Here is a 16,261-nt window from a genome sequence, read left to right as displayed (position 1 = left end):
CGCCGCACGAGTCTCCGCTCGACCGGCGGTGTACAGCCATACCCTTTCTGCTCCGACGAGGAAGTCATCGCGATGTCCCAGCCCGTACTGCCGCCCGGTACTGCACTGCCCGCAGCGCGAAAGACCAGGGAATGGCGGCAATTAGCGCTACTGAGCGGCCTGCTCAGCATGGACAGCAGCGAGAGCGCCGTGGTGTCGACGCTCTTTCCGGCGCTGCGGTCGGCACTGGGTCTGCCGCTGTCGGCGCTGGGCATCCTGGTCGCGATCTCGAAGATCATCTGGATGATCTTCGGGCCGATCTGGGTGTATGTGGCACAGCGGATCGGCCGCAAGAAAGTGCTGGTGATGTTCTGCGGATTGTGGGGGCTGTGGTCGTGCGCGGCCGGGCTGTCACAGAACTTCGCGCAGCTGCTGGCGCTCTACGCCATCGCGGCGATCGGTTATGCCGCGGGCGGGCCGCTGGTCAACGGCATTCTCGCCGACCTGTTCGACGAGTCACGCCGGGGACGCGCCGCCGGATGGCTCTACGGCGGCACCGCACTCATCGGCGCGGTGCTGGGACCGCTGTTCGGTCAGCTCTCGCGCATCCCGGACGGTTGGCGCTACGGGTTCTTCACCGCGGGGGCGATCACCGTGCTATTCGGGTTGATCGTATGGCGATTCTTCGAAGATCCGGCCATCGGCGCGGCCGAATCGAAGGCCGCCGCGCCCCCGCAGGCAATGAAACGGTCCGATGTGCGCGAGCTGCTCGCGGGCCGCACCCTACGACTGATCATCGTGCAGCGCTTGACGAGCAGCCAGCTGGCCTTGACCAGCTTCGGCGTGGTCTATCTGGTCGACGTGCGCCACTTCAGCACCGCCACCGCCTCGATCGTGCTCCCGTTCGCCCTGCTGACCTATGTACTCGGCACGATAATCGGCGGCTTCGTCTCCGACCGGGCGCAGCACTGGTTCCCGCGGGCCGGGCGGCTGGGCGTCTGGCAGGCATCGGTCCTGGGCTGGGGTCTCGCCGCCGCTGCGGCCACGCAGATCGGCTGGGCCTCGATCTGGATCTACGCGGCCATCTTCGCCCTGCTCGGACTCCTCCAGGGCTTCGTGCCCGGCAGCAATCGCCCGATTCTGATGGCCGTGACCAAACCCGAATTACGCAGCGCCGCATTCTCTTTGATGATCGGCGCCGAGTCGCTGGGCTGGGCGCTGAGTACCCTGTTGATCGGCTTCCTCGGTGATCGCATCGGATTACAAACCACGTTCCTATGGCTGATCGTCGTATTGAACATCGCCAACGGCATATTCATGGCCACGATGTACCGACCGTACCTGCGCGAATCCGGAGCCCTGCGCGCCACGATCGGCAAACCCGCACCAGCCGAGGCGAGTTCACGTGGTGAGGCGGACCGGTAGCCGGGCATGTCCGTTGGAGATGAAGCTGCTCACCGGCCTCAGCTCGGCCGGGTCGACTACCAAGCGCAGCCCGCTGAAGCGAGCGAACAGGGCAGGCAGGGCGACCTGCGCCTCGAGCCGGGCCAGTGGCGCACCGAGGCAGTGGTGGGCGCCGTACCCGAAGGCGACGTGTTGATCCTTGGTGTCGCGGTGCACGTCGTCGATGCTCGGGGCCGTAGGCGGTGAACATATTGTCGACGGCGACCCACGAGCGCAGTGGCCAATCCTCGGGGATCTCCCCTTCTTCGAAGGCCGGCCAGTGCCGGCGAGCGTCCTTGGATACCCGGGAGTCGGTCAGCAGGCGGCGCAGTACGGCGGTGTCGGTCACCGACCACGCGGGAACGTTGCCGGGCAGCGTGATCCGGGTGATCGGACCGTTCCGGCGGATCCGGGCCGATTCGGCCTGGATGTCGGCGCCGGTGATGTCCAGCAGGATAGGTTCGTGTTGCGTCAACGGAGACCACCAAGAGACTTGGCGGACAACACACCTCGTGACCCTCGAGCGTCGGCGACCCCCAAGCAGGTGTGGCCGCGGAAGAGCCCGAGTTCGTAATCCACGGAGTTCTCGCCGAAAGCGCGGACGCGCACGCCGATCTCGTAATCGCCGGGGTAGGTGACTTCGCCGAGGTAGTCGATTCGATACGACGACGGTGACAGATCGGCCGGCACCAGCCCGGCTTCGCCGAGCGCCGCCGCCGTGAATACCGCGATCGCCTCGTCATACCAGGTGGCCAGGGCGAGGTAATTGACATGCCGATTGGCATCGACATCGGCTATCCGGGCAGGCAACCGGACGAAGAACGCGTAGTAGTCCCGTTGTCTGCGTTCGGCACCCGGACGGGGCGCTGCCGTCTCACTCGAATCCGGCAGGGCCAATTCGGTGAGATCCGCGATCAACTCGTCGGGAAGTTCGAGCGGCCCCGAAGGACCGAGATGCAGTACGGTGGCCTCACCGCGACCGACCCGCTCGCCGCCGGCGAACACCGCTTGCTCGTACGTGAACGATGACCGACCGATCCGCCGAATCCCGGTGTGCACCTGTATATCCGCGTCGTCGCGATGGACAGAGGACAGCCGTTCGACACCTTGGCTGACGAAAATGATCTGGTGCGAACCGAACTCACCGGCTCCGACGAGTCGCTCGAATCGAGGCAGTTTCACCCGTATCCGAGCATCCTCCAGCCAGCGAGCCATCCCGATCGTGCTCACGGCGTCGTCCCGGCCGAGATCAGCCTGCCGCACGCGGATATCGCACTGAACCGGAAACACGGAGTCACTGAGAGTGTCCATGAAAAGACCTTAGGAAAGCGGTCACGGCGCATGCTTGAACGAGCGCGCCAACCGGATGGAACAACTACGCCAACTGCCCCGATCAGGTATGCCGTGGCGGCAGAGTCGAGTCCCATCACGGGCGCATCGATAGGCTCGTATTCTGCTGGAGGTAGAGAGAATTGAAGTGGCCCTTCGCCATCGCGGCGGTGCTCATGCTCGCGGCATCCGCCGCGATCAGCGGGTGCGAAGACCAACGCGGTGCCACGACATCGGAATCCATACGACTACAGGCATTGCTCGATCGGCTGGTGCGCGACGGCGACGTCCCAGGAGCGCAGTTGGTGCTCACCCACGATGGCCGGGATGTGCGATTCACCAGCGGTGTCGCCGATCTCGCTACCGGCGAGCCGTTCCCCGACGCCGCTCAGGCTCGGATCGCAAGCAATACCAAGACGTTCGTCGCCTCGGTCGTGCTGCAGCTGACCGCCGAGCACCGCATCGAACTCGATGCCCCTGTGGCCCGGTACCTCCCCGGCGTTGTCACCGGACCCGGCGGCGACGGCGATCTGGTGACCGTCCGAAACCTGTTGCAGCACAGCAGTGGTATTCCGGACTATCTCAACAGAATGGACCTCGATTCCGTCGAGACGCTCACCAGCCACCACTCGATCGGCGACCTGATCCGGCTGGGACTGGATCAGCCCGCGCTGTTCGCCCCCGGCACCAAATTCGATTACTCCAACACCAATTACCTGCTGGCCGGCCAACTGATCGAACACGTGACGGGCGTGCCGGTCGACGCCGAAGTGACCCGCCGGATAATCGGCCCGCTCGGCCTGCACGACACCTACTGGCCGCACTACCCCGCCGAAAACGTCATCCGCGGCCCCCACTCGCGCGCCTACCTCGAAACGACCGGCGGCCGTGTCGATATCACCGACATCGACCCCAACGGGGGCCTGCCCGACGGTGCGATGCTCTCGACCGGCCATGACCTGAACAGCTTCTTCATGGCACTGCTGTCAGGCGCTGTCGTACCGCCTGCGCAGCTGGCCGAGATGCGGCGCACCATCGCGACCGGCGATGATCCACCGCAGGCCGACCAGGTCGGATTGGGGCTGTTCCGCAGCACTACCAAGTCCGGCGTCGAAACCTGGGGCCACGGCGGGAACATCCCCGGCTTCTACACTGCCGGCGCCGCAACCCGCGACCGCGCGGTGACGATCATCCTGAATCAGGTTCCGGGAGAATCGGTTCCGAGCATCGACGGCATCATCGCCGATCTCGTGGACGAGGCGATGCGCTCCTCCTAGCGCGGCATGCTCGACCTCGCCACCCTGCCCATACGGCTTTGAGGACAGGTCCTAGCAGAGGCGGCTCGAATGCTTTCGCGGGAAGAGTAGGCCGCTGCATAGATCTCGCGGGCGCGGTCGTAGCGAATGACCACTACTCGCTGGAGTAGTCACCGCACGGTCGACGACCAGCCACCCCGGCTCAGCCGCAATCGTTTTGGGTGTTATTGACCGAGAGCTTGGATTATCAAGCGCGCTGCTGCGGCACCGGAGTGCTGCTGCTGCCCGGTGATGAGCAGGCCGTCGCGGAGAGCGTGGGGGCGGAACGCGCAACCGGTCCAGGTCTTGCCGGCCTCGTAGAACGACGCCACCAGTGTGTGGACGGCGTCGTTGTGGACCATCGTGTACATCGGGCCCTGTCCGCCGATGACCAGCAGCGCGTCGTAATCGTCGATCCGCTGGCGCCGAGAACATCGATGGTTGCGGAAATGATGCGCTCCTTGGTGGATCGGATTCGCGGGGTCGGTGTTCCGCTGACTGTGGTGACCACGGTTGCGTCACACCGACTCAGCCTGGCGTAATCAAAGGCAACAGAACAACACACAAATCGAGGTCGATTGAGAAGCCGGGTTTATCAAACTAAAGCTCTTGCGCACGGGCATCAGAACCTGACCGGGGCACGCGCCCGCCCCGCCGAAGGCGCCGCCATGAGCCTGGCGACAATCCATTCAACGCTCGAACACGCTGGCCGGCAACGCAATACCCACACCGGCACCCATCAGATCCGCACAGCGTTGCACCGCGAACATCTCACCACCAGCACCGCGGTCACCGGCCCAGCCGGCTCACGCAGCGTATTCCCGCTCGCGGCAATCTCGCTCGCGTCTGAACTATCCGGATCGGATAGGGTCGACGCCGGCGCCGGACCGCAGACTGGCCCTTCAGTTCGATTGGGAGTTCGCAGTGAGTTCGTTGTTCGCGGTGTTCCTGCCGCTCGCGCTGGCGCTGGTGATGTTCGGTCTCGGTTTGACGTTGACCACCACCGATTTCGTTCGGGTGCTGCGCTATCCGAAGGCAACGGTGGTGGCGCTGGTGTGCCAGATGATCGTGCTACCGGCGGTGTGCCTGGGCTTGGTCTACCTGTTCCGGCTCGACGGCGCGGTGGCGGCGGGTATGGTGCTGCTCGCGGCCTCACCGGGCGGGCCCTCGGCGAATCTGTTCAGCCACGTCGCAGGCGGCAATGTGGCGCTGAACATCACGCTGACAGCGGTGAATTCGGTACTGGCGGTATTCACCCTGCCGCTATGGGTGGGCCTGTCGTATGCCCTGTTCCTCGACGGTGACGCCGGAATCGGGCTGCGCCCGGATAAATTCGCGCAGGTCTTCGCGATCCTGCTGGTGCCGGTGGCGCTGGGCATGTGGGTGCACCACCGCTTCCCGGGTTGGTCCCAGCGGATGCGCGGCGGTGTGAAGGTGGCATCTATCGTGGTGCTGGCGCTGGTGGTCCTGGGGGCCGTAGCCCGCGACTTCCACACCCTCACCTCCCATATCGGCGCGCTGTCGGCGGTATGCCTGTCGCTGGCGATCATCGGCCTGGCGGTCGGCTACTACGCGTCCCGACTGTTCGGAATCGAGAACGACCAGGCCATCGCGGCCGCCATGGAGATCGGAATCCACAACGGCGCGTTGGCCATTGCCGTGGCCACTTCGGTGCTGCACAGTACGGCGATAGCGGTGCCGGGGGCGGTGTACGGGGTCCTGATGAATCTGCCGGCCGCGGCGGCCGCGTATCTGTTCGCCCGGCGCAGTCGGCCTGCGCCGGCGCCTGCTGCCGTTCGAGGGTAGTTGGACCCCTTCTATCCGGCGCACTACGACCACCGACTGCCCCGATACGAGCAGGCAACGTTGTAGTCAGCGAGATCCGAGCGCGCGTTTGGGGTTGTCGAGCAATAGTTGCAGGGCCGGCCCGGCGGCCCCGAGCGGCATCCGGCCGTTCGGGACGGTGACTCGGATGGTGGCGGCCACGGGCTCAGATGCCACCGATGATGCATGTGCCGTTGCTGAACTGGTGCCCGCTCAGCGTGCACTCCAACTGGTCCAGCGAACGTGCCAGAGCGGAGGACCCGGTCTGCTGGAGAAGGATCTGGATCAGGTCCACACCGTAGGCGGCGGCGGAACCGGTGAAGTTCGAGGAGCCTGAATCGGCGACCGGGACAGCGATCGAATCCGGTGCGGCCGAGGCCGCGACTGCGGTGGCGCCAGCGGTCAGCGTGACGCAGAGGGCGGCGGTGGCGGTCAAGCGGGAAAGAGTTGACATGGCAGTCCTGCCGATAGCGAATAGTGTTGTTGCCCCATCGATTACGCGTGGCGCACTCTCAGGGCGCGCTGAACGTTACGCCAAGAGCACACCACGGGGCTCTCGAGCGGAGCCCCTAATTGGAGTGCCCCGAATTCCGTGGGCCGACCTGGTCAGGGTGTGAAACGGCCCGGCTGTCTGCGACCGATGTGTCGACCTCGTGGCCGAGTGTGCAGTTCCCGGCGAAGTCCGCCGCCGCGGTGGGCCGAGGCCGGCAAGGCTCCGACCTGCGGATGCTCGCCGTACGCACTGCCATCATCCGGATTCCGCACTGGTGGCAGCTAATCGCCCGAACCGGAACGACGCCATCACAACCCATCAGGTGTGAAAGTTGAAGTAACAGAGCCCGTTTCGCCATCGGCCTGACAAACAGCAGCAGGTCGGAGCGGGAACCGCTCCGACCTGCGAACCTGTCGGGCTGACAGGATTTGAACCTGCGACCACTTGACCCCCAGTCAAAATTAGATACCCGATACCGACAATGTGCGCACGAAACACTCGTTGTTCCCGCACGCACAACGAGCTTACCCGCTGATCACGAGCATTGTGTGTAGATCGGGGGGTCCACAGCTGGTCCACAAAGCATCTACGACGGAGCGCCTTTAGTCCACGATTGGTCCACAGTTTTCGCGGCCGTGACCGGCCGCGCGTGGACCTACAGGCAGTCGACACATGCGCTAGTCTTCTGTTTCTGGAACCGGAGCTCGGGTCGTGGTCTCAGCGTGTGCAGCTCGGTCGCTCCGTCGGGCCTGCACACTCGCGGCAATGGCACGATATATCAGCGCCAATGCTGGGCTGCCACAAGGCCGGCACCCGCGCTAACATCATGAACTGGTGGCGCGGGCGCGTAGGACTCCGTTCCATTGATCCGTGTGCGAAGACTACCTGGTCTGTCTTATGCGGGACGCTTGTGCAGGCACGCGTCCCGAAGCCACACTGATGGCCCACTACGCCACCGACGGGTGCGGCTATCACGGCAAGCGCCTGGTCGAGGAGCACAGCCGAACCACCTAGGAGAACATCGCTTTCGCGATTCCGTTCTTGGAAACCGTCGACCAGATCAAGGTTGTCTCGCTGCCCCTCCACGCCGAGCACCAAACCCGGGGAGATTCACTCGGCACAGTTCTCCCAAACGACTGATCTCACCCTTGCACAGCAAGCCGAGACTACGGCGTTCTCGACATCTTCGTGCGCTTAGGCCGGACCCCGAGTCGATCGTCTCGCGCGGTTCACAGCGCCGGATTGTACTGTTGCCCTTGCCAAGTCAGTATGACCAATTAGTCCGGGAATCGAGCGGAACCTCGATCCGATATCACCGAACCCACCGGCAAGTCCGTCACCGAGCCCAGTGGACTCACGCAGGCCATCCGTGACCCAGGCACGCGGACCCGCACTTGCTTCCGCCGCTCCAGACATAACATCCCAGGCAAGTAGACAGTCAGGGCAGGCGTGTGGCTCGATGGCCATGACGAAAACGTACGTCACCCATCCACACACCATAGGCTCATGACCTGCGCTCAAAGTTAATGGCATTTTAGGGGTAGGTGAATGATAGTTGCGGCGAACAGAGGGTCAGCAAATCATGTTCGCAAGTTCCAGCTGGCGAGAACTGTCGAAAAGTCGTGACCAATACAGTCGGAACGAGTCAATCTATGCTGGTCAACCGGGAGCTTCCTTATTACGACCCGCCTACGACCGATTATCAAATAGTTGATCGAGGCTAGGGGCCGTCTAGGGGTGTTTGGCTACAAGAGTCTCAGGTAACGTCGACTTACATCATTGCGCGGATCCGATAATTGATATGCATTGAGGTGGCACGTGGACAAAATGATCGAGGCAATCATTCGAGGAGCCGGACCCGACGAGCTTGCCCGCACTCCGATTCCCGACGAATTCCTCGCTGCTCACCTCCGGAAGGAGGACGTCGGTATGTTCGGCGATGAGCCCGACAAAGATGTGCGCCGATCACTTCGGGTTGGCCGGATTCCGATGCCCGAGCTCGCTCCCGACGAGGTCCTGCTCGCGGTGCAAGCCAGCTCGATAAACTACAACACGGTTTGGTCGGCGACCTTCGAGCCGATATCCACGTTCGATGCTCTTAAGCGCACGGCGAAGGCCGGTGGAGACGCCGCCAAACATGATCAACCCCATCACGTCGTCGGTTCGGACGCCTCCGGCGTCATCGTCCGCGTCGGCGCCGCCGTGCGCCGCTGGAAGGTGGGCGACCACGTAGCCGTCTCCCCAATGGTGGTCGACGTCGAAGACCCAGTGATGCACGCCGACGCCATGCTATCCGACGTTCGAGCCTGGGGCTACGAAACGAACTTTGGTGGTCTTGCGCAGTACAGCATCGTTCGAGCGAGCCAGCTACTGCGTAAACCTGCACACCTGACGTGGGAGGAGGCCGCCTGCATCCCGCTATGCGGTGCGACGGCATATCGCATGCTTATCGGCGAGCGCGGCGCCCGCATGAAGCAGGGCGATATCGTGCTGATCTGGGGTGCCTCCGGTGGGCTCGGATCGTTCGCGGTGCAGATGGTCAAGAACGGCGGCGGCATTCCAATCGGTGTCGTGAGCTCGGAGGAGAAGGCCGAGCTGGTACACAAGCTCGGTTGCGACATCGTCATCAATCGCGATGAGATTGGGGTCGGCAGGCAGATCACACCGGGGTCGCAGACTGTGTCAGCAGCCAAGCGCCTAGGCCAAGTTATCCGTCAGAAGGTCGGCGAAGACCCACACATCGTGTTCGATTACGTCGGCAAAGCGACCTTCGGTATCTCCGTTATTGTGGCGCGACGCGGCGGCACTGTGGTCACGTGTGGTTCAAGTTCAGGCTACGAGCACAATTTCGACAATCGCTATCTTTGGATGAATCTTAAGCGCATCATCGGTAGCCATGCCATGAACCTCCACGAGGCCACTCAGACAATGCGCTTGTGCAGCTTGGGCCTCCTAACGCCTGTCTTGTCACGGGTCTACCCGCTCGCCGCGGTCGGCGACGCTGCACGGCTGGTTCAGAATAACGCTCATACCGGTAAAGTCGGCGTACTGTGTATCGCCCCCGAACCCGGCCTCGGCGTTACCGACCATCAGCTTCGCGCTCAACTCGGTGGTGATACGGGACTTAACCCCTTGCGCACCACCTCAACGGGCGTCCTCAGCGCTGTCTGAAAAGCCGCCCACCAACGGATAATTGGTTGCCCGGTACCTGAGGTGCGAAAGCGGCAGCGCCGCTCAGCAGTTCGCCGGGTCGAACGATCCAGATGAATGTCCGGACACAACGCATAGGCCCGACAGCAAGGCCTCCATCCGCCAGCCCGTCTTCTGTTACGGCAGCACAGGTGACTGTCTAGTCCAGGCTCCCGACAGTCCACGTCTGGCCGCACTGGTCACCATGATAGTGAACGACTTACGCGTATTTTCTAGAAAAGAATCGAGGAGTCTGAATAATGATCGGACCTAGCATCGCGAGCGGGCTCTGGGTTCGCCGTTATCAGCCGTCACCCGATAGCGCTGTCCGCTTGGTGTGCTTGCCGCATGCGGGTGGTTCCGCGAGTTTCTTCCAACCTGTCGCACGTGCGCTAACGCGGACAGTCGACGTGCTAGCAGTGCAGTATCCTGGTCGACAGGATCGGTATGCTGAACCGTGCATTATCGACCTCAGGGAACTCGCTGGGCACGTGTTCGAAGCCATCAAAGCGTGGACGGACATCCCGTTGGCTCTGTTCGGACACAGCATGGGCGCGACCGTTGCATTCGAGGTGGCATTGCGACTCGAGCAAGAATTGGGTGTGACACCTACGGTTCTATTCGCATCCGGACGGCGAGCGCCATCACAGCACCGAGACGAGCCGGTCCACTTGCATGATGACAACAGTCTCATCGCAGAGTTGCTATCTCTCAATGGCACTGATCCAAATGTGCTACGAGACGATGAAATTCGGCGTATGGTTCTGCCGGCTGTCCGCGCCGATTACCAAGCCGTCGAGACCTACCGATACGAGCCTGGTCCGAAACTAAAGTGCAGGGTGGTGGCACTCGTTGGCGACCGTGACCCCAGAGTTTCAGTTGCCGACGCAAAAGCTTGGGACGAACACACCACTGGCAGTTTTGAACTGCGCACCTTCAGCGGCGGGCATTTCTACCTTGTAGACGAGTTGCAGGACGTACTAGCGGTACTCGCTACTGAGCTCACCAAAACCGCAATAGCTGGGTCAAATTCCTATACTTCTGAGCTCAATTCGTTGTGAGAGCGGGCCCGACGGGCGGTATTTCGGTGTGCGAAATACAGTCAGAGGCTCTGCTGAGGTTGTTTTAGTGATGTCGTCATGACGTGATCGATGTCGCGATCAGGCCGATTTCGGTGAGGCAGCCATCGATCGGTTTGGGCCGGTATTGAATTCGTCGTAGTCCGGTGCGGATAGCGGTGGTCAGGTGGGCGGGGTCGGTGAACAGGGTGTTGGCCAGGCGGCGGTGCAGCAGTGACCAGGTGCCCTCGATCGGGTTGAGTTCGGGAGCATACGGCGGGAGCTGGTAAACGGTCAGCCAGTCGCGGTCGGCGAGGTAGCCGCGCATCCGCGCCGACGTGTGGGTGCTGAGAATGTCCCAGGTCGACACCATCGAACCACCCAGCTGACGGTGAGCGGCACCGAGAAGGTCACGATAGTCCTTCTCCAAGGACGATGACGGTCGTGGTCCGTCCGAGCCGAACCCAGGTGCGTGGGGTCGGTGGCGTCATCGATCCGGACTTGTCTTCGAAGACGAGTCCAGCATCGAGCGCCGCCGCGGTCGTTTACCTGCGGCCACGTGTCTTTCACCCAGTCCGCGATCGCGGTTTCGCCGCGTTCGACCGCCCGGCAAGCCGGCGCCTGCCAACTCCAGCCCTGCGCCGGTGCAGTAGCAACGACATCCTCTTTGAGGATGTAGGAGATGTGGAATCGGCGACCAATCACGGCCTTGATTCGGGTCCAGCGTTGATCGAGCCGGCCATGCGCCGCCGCCCTTGGCCAACTCCTGTTCGAGCACCGCGAACTGGTCATTCGACAGCAGTGGCAGCGACGGCGGCCCCTGCGACCGCAGCGCTGCGACACCGCCGGCGTCGAAGTCGAAGCGCCACCGCTGCACCGACCGCACACTGACCCGCGGGCCCCTGGCGATCACCGCGTTCTCCTCACCAAAGGCGAACATCTCAGCAGCGCGAAACCACAGTTGCTGTCGGAACTCCTGCCGCCTGGGCGTCAACCCTCCACCCTGCGCGTACCGCCCCCTCCTCGTGTACCACACTACGCCCCGACCGGCGTCAACCCCAGTGACACAACGAATTCAAGTTCAGTAAACGCTACCAAGAAAACCCTGGATTGTTTCGAACCATTCAGTTGACCGTTCGGCGTAGACGAAATGCCCTGAGGCTATCTCGACCATCTGCGCCTGCGGTATCAATTCAGTCAGCTCATGATGATGTCCAGGCGAAACGAGAAAGTCGTACTGCGTCGAGATAACTAACGTTGGAACACTGATAGATTCTAGATCATCCCGAACATCGATCCGATCGATGAGTTCCAACTGATCTTTAGCACCAGGGGGTGAAGATTTCTCGGCGAGGGACAAAATTCCTCGCAACTGATCCTCAGATAACCGATCCGCAAACTGGGCACCGACGCCGAGCAAGAACAGATAAGAGGACAACTTTTCAAGATCTCCGGAGGATAGGATCTCTTTCCATATCCCCACTGCCAGACGCATCCGAGGATTGGCGTAGGCGAAGCCGGCGGTAAGCACTAGAGCCGTGACCCGAGTTGGATGTCGCGCAGCAGCTCGCACGGCCACAGGCGCGCCCATGGAGTAGCCCAGGAGCGCAAAAGAGTCTAAGCCGCATTGAACTCCAGAGGCTACGAGACTATCTGCCAGAGAGTCGAGGTCAAGGCGCGAATTTGCACCAGATGACCCGCCGCTTCCTGGAAAATTTGGACCAACAACAGTAAAATTCTCCGATAGCCCCGGCAGGATAGGACCAAAGTTCGACAAGATATCGCCACCGGCCCCGTGCGCGAGAACCAACCCAGGCCCTGATCCCATCCGCAGTACATCTAGAGAAGGAGTCGATCCGCTTACATTCGTCGATGTTTTCTCGTATGTAGACATGAGATCTCCAATAAATCTGCTTCACTACCGATTCAAATATATATAAACCATCAGCAAGCAATCCGCATATACGCGTAAGGGAACCTTAGTGGTTGAATCAGGGGAAGGTTAGGGGTTTCACAACTCGCAAAATACATAAGGTATCCAGTGCAGATATAAACATCCCGATACCGTCGCCCATCGTGATAGTTGACTCGTAGCGAAGTCGACTGCACGACAATGACCGATCGAGGCTCACGGCTCGCTTCTGTCACCAGTTCGAAAGTGCGAACCTGTTGTCGTCGCTCGACGCAGAGATCGCGCGGGGAACCGGTTCATCAAACTTGCGTTGGACGTAAGACAGGTCGGTCAGCAGGCTTGAGGAGGTGACCCGAGTCCCAGAGTCACCTACTGGCGTGGGCACGGGCAGGTTGCCAGTGTCGGCCCAGCGCAGGTTCCCGTCCCAGTCTACGAAGCTACGGGTCTGCCCGCGGTTATCCGGGTGCAGGCAATAGGGGACATCGAGGTAGCCCCGTTCGAATGCGGCTAGCAGCGCACGTCCGATGTCGTGGTCGAGGTTCAGGACCACGTCAACGAGACGGCGCGCCTCGTCGTAGGTGGCGGAATCCACACCAGGTACCGCGGGCATCACATCAGTGGCAGAAAACGCTCCCGCGTAGCGCAGCGCGTCAGCGTTCTCTGCGACGGTAGGAATTCGGCGGGACTCGGCCACGGTCTTGACTATCAGCCGTTCAGATCCGCTGTAGACGGCAAGACGCGCCGAATCGCGTAGCAGCCGTACCGCGCCGCGGTCCGTAACGGGGTATAGCCCCATGTAGGTGTAAATCACGGTGTGCCAGTCCAATGTCGGTAGCAACTCGGCGCAAAGCCGCCGCAAGGCGCTGACCGCCTCCAGATCCTGAGCGAGGTTGGTCTGCTGGGCATAGCTCGCAGATACGCTGCGGATGCCGTGTTGGCAGAAGAACATAGCCTCCAGCACACTAATTGCTACCAGCAGCGAGGGCGGGCACAGCTGGCCGAGCATGCAGCCGCCGAAGGTCTCCAGATGCGGCTCAATGCCCTGCTCACGTAGGACAGTGAAACGTTCAGTGCACTCGACCCAGTTGCGCACAGAGTCTGCGAGCGGAGTCCGGCCATAAGGCAGGCAGTAGGACACCGGTCCACCCTCGCTCGCAGCTAGGCTGAGCGCGATCAGTGCGTCGAAAATGTGCTGTGGCGCCGCAGAACCGTGGCGCACTTGAACCGGGAAATCGGGTCCGTGAATGCCGTCGAGCATCGCCCGGGTGATCGCGAAGTCCCAGTTGGCGATAGGGTACCCGTTTAGCGGCACACCGTTTGCAAGCTCCCGAGCGACCGCAGCCAGATCACCGACGCGGGTGTAACTGTCGAGTGTGAGCGTGCCGACAGTGGCGCGCCCAGCGTTCTTCGTCGCGACGAGCCCGGCCCGCATCGCGGCTGGATTGTCGAACCCCATACGGGGTTGTACAACCAGGTCTCCGCGCTCAGCAGCGTTGCGCACGAACGCGCCGAAGTCCGGGGTCCGCCGGCCGGGAGGCTGCCACTGTGTCCCGATGAGCCCTCTCACTTCGTGCCCTCGATGCCCACATGGCGTGACCCGGTCAGCGCGACAAAAGCCCGGAAGGCATCCACGCTGCCATCGGCGAAGACCGCGTCAAATCCCGCAGCAATCAGTTCGGCGGTGATTTCTTCGGCCGCCTCAGGGGAGACGCTGAGCTTGCCTCCGATTACAACCGGGGTTGAGCGGAGCTGTGAGCACGCCCGCAGCCGCCGGATAGCCTGCAGTCCGTCGGCACGCCCATGCCCGTTGACACTGCTCACTACTACCATCATGGGCTTGATTCGCATACATTCGGTGGCCAGCAGTTCATCCGGCACACACGGCCCAAGGTTGATCACGTCGTAGCCCAGTTCCTCGATGAGGAGGTTCAAATACACAAGCGCCCAAGTGTGTGAATCAGAGGACAAGCCAGTTACGACGATCGTCCCGCGGCTCGGTATCGCGTCATCCATAGGTTGGAGAGCACCGCTCATATCAGCACTTCTTTCATGGCTGAGACCTCCGGGAATGCTCTTGCCGCTTTTTCTTCGAGGATCCAGTGCAAGACGACATCCTCGAATGCCCACGCTGGAATAGCGTCGTCTCGGAAAGTTCCGTCCTAGTGGAAACTCGACTGGAAGCTCGACGCTGTAGCCCTAACCCCGGTCGACACCAGTCGGAGTCTGATGAGAGGCACTGGATTTGTTTGCCGCCGGGAAAGGTTGAGCCAGGTCGTTCCGCGGTGTGGCGCCAGAACAATTCACTGCCGACAATGCGTTGCGCTGCTGGACGGGCAGCCCGCTGGTCACTCCGAGATCCGAGTTCGGCGATCTGCTCGTCGCTCGTGGTCGTCGACCGGCCCACAACTGCTACGCCGGCATCCTGACCCGCCGACGCGTCAGAATCTCGCCCGCCACGCTCAGAAAGCGTGAACCTTACAACGCCGACCATCCACCCATCGCTTAGAAAACACATTAGGGAGTCACCACTTTCCCGGCGAGCCAGGCACCAACAACTTCCGCAGTGACAGAGACATAACTGCCTTCCATGATGCCGAAGTGGTCCCCTGGGACTTCTACCGTCGTCGAGGCAGCGAGGGTGGTTCGCCACCTGTCCCCGTCCTCAGCCACTACCGGTTCGGCCGCTCGCACTAACAGCGAAGGTACGGCAAGCAGCGACGGTGCCCAGTCGTACAGCAGATGCCCGCATATCCAGGCCGAAGCGGTGATCTCCTCGAACCGGAACTCGACATCGGTCTGCGCGTAGTCCAGCAACCGAGCGCGCTCAAGGCCTTCGCGGGCCATCCCGTTCTTCCAGCGCTGCAGCACAGGGTCGTTCATACGATAGGAGTCGAGCAGCACCACGGCCTCCGGCCCCACTCCGCGCCGCTGCAGTTCGTAGGCGACCTCGTGGGCGAGCACACCGCCCGAGGACAGCCCGCTTAGGACGAACGCGCCGTCCCCGACGTGTGCGGTAACCGCGTCGGCCATCGTGCCGATCAAGACGTCGGTGCTCTCCGGCAGCGACGAACCGAGCCCGAACCCCGGTGCGACCAGTGCGCCGACGTTCCACTGTGGACCGAGTTCGGCGGCGAACCGCATGTAGGTCTGCGGGCCGTTGAGCGCCAGCGGCGGGCATACACAGACGATTGGCACGCCGGAGTCTCCCGGGGACAACGGCACCACGCTCAGAGTCGGCGCTTCGCTGCTGCTGTACCGCGGCCGTAGCTTCGCGGCGCTCAAAGCAAGTTCGTCGCCTAGCACTGCCTGGCCGCTCTCAAGCGCGCTGAGGTAGAGATCCTCGATCGCAGGCCTAGGTATGTCCGTTCGCCTCACGCCCGACGGGGTGGCGAGCTGGTCGCCGAGGTGGGCGGCGAGGCTTCGGACGTCCGGCTGTTCGAACACGACCGAGGCAGGCAGCGTCGTCCCGGTGATCGCCTGGATCCGATTGCGAAGCTCAACCGCGGTGAGGGAGTCGAACCCGAGATCACGAAACGCTTGTGTTGCCCCTACCTGATCCGGCCGGTAACCGAGCACGGCGGCAACGGTGCTGCGGACCAAGTCCTCCCGCTCCCCCACAGTCAGCGTGGCGAACGACCGGCCTCCCTGTTGTCTGGCGGTGGGGCGTTGCGGCCCACCGGTCAGCCCATGCCAGAGCGCAGGGAGATCAGGCCTGGCCCGCAACACAATCAAATCCAGC

15 protein-coding genes are annotated in these 16,261 nt (G+C 62.4%); 5 read left to right on the top strand and 10 right to left on the bottom strand.

Annotation, left to right across the window (positions count from 1 at the left end; all coding sequences use genetic code 11):
- Window positions 1–72 precede the first annotated feature (72 nt).
- Window positions 73–1,404 (top strand): MFS transporter, encoded by a 1,332-nt coding sequence (locus ACIP5Y_RS36470; RefSeq protein WP_400356979.1) that lies wholly within the window; start codon window positions 73–75, stop codon window positions 1,402–1,404.
- On the opposite strand, the gene ACIP5Y_RS36465 is transcribed toward ACIP5Y_RS36470, so the two are convergent.
- A complete protein-coding gene (locus tag ACIP5Y_RS36465) occupies window positions 1,381–1,599 on the bottom strand; it encodes a cytochrome P450 (RefSeq protein ID WP_400356978.1) in 219 nt (72 codons plus the stop codon). The genes ACIP5Y_RS36470 and ACIP5Y_RS36465 overlap by 24 nt on opposite strands.
- A gap of 294 nt (window positions 1,600–1,893) precedes the next feature.
- A complete protein-coding gene (locus ACIP5Y_RS36460) occupies window positions 1,894–2,733 on the bottom strand; it encodes a hypothetical protein (protein WP_400356977.1) in 840 nt (279 codons plus the stop codon).
- 161 nt (window positions 2,734–2,894) lie between these two features.
- Here ACIP5Y_RS36460 and ACIP5Y_RS36455 point away from each other — a divergent pair, with 161 nt between their 5' ends.
- Window positions 2,895–4,028, top strand: coding sequence for a serine hydrolase domain-containing protein (locus ACIP5Y_RS36455; RefSeq protein WP_400356976.1), 1,134 nt, complete (start codon window positions 2,895–2,897; stop codon window positions 4,026–4,028).
- A gap of 203 nt (window positions 4,029–4,231) precedes the next feature.
- Here the strand turns inward: ACIP5Y_RS36455 and ACIP5Y_RS36450 are convergent, their stop codons facing one another.
- A complete protein-coding gene (locus tag ACIP5Y_RS36450; protein ID WP_400356975.1) occupies window positions 4,232–4,417 on the bottom strand; it encodes a hypothetical protein in 186 nt (61 codons plus the stop codon).
- A 553-nt stretch (window positions 4,418–4,970) separates the two neighbouring features.
- Between ACIP5Y_RS36450 and ACIP5Y_RS36445 the strand changes: the two genes are divergently transcribed.
- The gene (locus ACIP5Y_RS36445) at window positions 4,971–5,852 is read left to right on the top strand and encodes a bile acid:sodium symporter family protein (RefSeq protein WP_400356974.1); all 882 of its coding nucleotides are present in this window, start codon (window positions 4,971–4,973) and stop codon (window positions 5,850–5,852) included.
- 66 nt (window positions 5,853–5,918) lie between these two features.
- Here ACIP5Y_RS36445 and ACIP5Y_RS36440 read toward each other — a convergent pair whose 3' ends face one another.
- Together ACIP5Y_RS36440 and ACIP5Y_RS36435 are read right to left on the bottom strand one after the other, a co-directional pair.
- On the bottom strand, window positions 5,919–6,047 hold the full coding sequence (locus tag ACIP5Y_RS36440) for a hypothetical protein (RefSeq protein WP_400356973.1): 129 nt from the start codon (window positions 6,045–6,047) through the stop codon (window positions 5,919–5,921).
- A complete protein-coding gene (locus ACIP5Y_RS36435) occupies window positions 6,037–6,324 on the bottom strand; it encodes a hypothetical protein (protein WP_400356972.1) in 288 nt (95 codons plus the stop codon). The genes ACIP5Y_RS36440 and ACIP5Y_RS36435 overlap by 11 nt, the downstream gene beginning before the upstream one ends.
- Window positions 6,325–8,190: 1,866 nt before the next feature.
- On the opposite strand from ACIP5Y_RS36435, the gene ccrA reads away from it, so the two are divergent.
- Window positions 8,191–9,534, top strand: a complete 1,344-nt coding sequence (ccrA, locus tag ACIP5Y_RS36430) for a crotonyl-CoA carboxylase/reductase (protein ID WP_400358036.1) — start codon at window positions 8,191–8,193, stop codon at window positions 9,532–9,534.
- Window positions 9,535–9,812: 278 nt separating this feature from the next.
- Window positions 9,813–10,613 carry a thioesterase II family protein gene (locus ACIP5Y_RS36425; RefSeq protein WP_400356971.1) on the top strand — a complete coding sequence of 267 codons (801 nt, stop codon included), beginning with the start codon at window positions 9,813–9,815 and terminating at the stop codon, window positions 10,611–10,613.
- A gap of 76 nt (window positions 10,614–10,689) precedes the next feature.
- Here the strand turns inward: ACIP5Y_RS36425 and ACIP5Y_RS36420 are convergent, their stop codons facing one another.
- From ACIP5Y_RS36420 to ACIP5Y_RS36400, 5 genes are all read right to left on the bottom strand, one after another.
- Window positions 10,690–10,983, bottom strand: coding sequence for a transposase (locus ACIP5Y_RS36420; RefSeq protein WP_400356970.1), 294 nt, complete (start codon window positions 10,981–10,983; stop codon window positions 10,690–10,692).
- Window positions 10,984–11,691: 708 nt separating this feature from the next.
- Window positions 11,692–12,504, bottom strand: a complete 813-nt coding sequence (locus ACIP5Y_RS36415) for an alpha/beta fold hydrolase (protein ID WP_400356969.1) — start codon at window positions 12,502–12,504, stop codon at window positions 11,692–11,694.
- Window positions 12,505–12,754: 250 nt separating this feature from the next.
- A complete protein-coding gene (locus ACIP5Y_RS36410) occupies window positions 12,755–14,023 on the bottom strand; it encodes a methylaspartate mutase (RefSeq protein ID WP_400356968.1) in 1,269 nt (422 codons plus the stop codon).
- Between the two features lie 62 nt (window positions 14,024–14,085).
- Entirely contained in the window at window positions 14,086–14,535 is a 450-nt protein-coding gene (locus ACIP5Y_RS36405) for a cobalamin B12-binding domain-containing protein (RefSeq protein ID WP_400356967.1), read from the bottom strand.
- Between the two features lie 501 nt (window positions 14,536–15,036).
- Window positions 15,037–16,261: thioesterase domain-containing protein (locus tag ACIP5Y_RS36400; RefSeq protein ID WP_400356966.1), on the bottom strand; the 1,225-nt coding region annotated here is incomplete at its 5' end.

The sequence above is a fragment of the Nocardia sp. NPDC088792 genome (assembly GCF_044750615.1).
Lineage (GTDB): Bacteria > Actinomycetota > Actinomycetes > Mycobacteriales > Mycobacteriaceae > Nocardia.
This window is presented reverse-complemented; position numbering and strand designations above follow the sequence as displayed.

Coding starts and splice junctions, on each gene's coding strand:
- ACIP5Y_RS36420 (WP_400356970.1), bottom strand. CDS start 10,983: ATGGTGTCGACCTGGGACATTCTCAGCACCCACACGTCGGCGCGGATG.
- ACIP5Y_RS36405 (WP_400356967.1), bottom strand. CDS start 14,535: ATGGATGACGCGATACCGAGCCGCGGGACGATCGTCGTAACTGGCTTG.
- ACIP5Y_RS36450 (WP_400356975.1), bottom strand. CDS start 4,417: ATGTACACGATGGTCCACAACGACGCCGTCCACACACTGGTGGCGTCG.
- ACIP5Y_RS36460 (WP_400356977.1), bottom strand. CDS start 2,733: ATGGACACTCTCAGTGACTCCGTGTTTCCGGTTCAGTGCGATATCCGC.
- ccrA (WP_400358036.1), top strand. CDS start 8,191: ATGATCGAGGCAATCATTCGAGGAGCCGGACCCGACGAGCTTGCCCGC.
- ACIP5Y_RS36470 (WP_400356979.1), top strand. CDS start 73: ATGTCCCAGCCCGTACTGCCGCCCGGTACTGCACTGCCCGCAGCGCGA.
- ACIP5Y_RS36435 (WP_400356972.1), bottom strand. CDS start 6,324: ATGTCAACTCTTTCCCGCTTGACCGCCACCGCCGCCCTCTGCGTCACG.
- ACIP5Y_RS36415 (WP_400356969.1), bottom strand. CDS start 12,504: ATGTCTACATACGAGAAAACATCGACGAATGTAAGCGGATCGACTCCT.
- ACIP5Y_RS36425 (WP_400356971.1), top strand. CDS start 9,813: ATGATCGGACCTAGCATCGCGAGCGGGCTCTGGGTTCGCCGTTATCAG.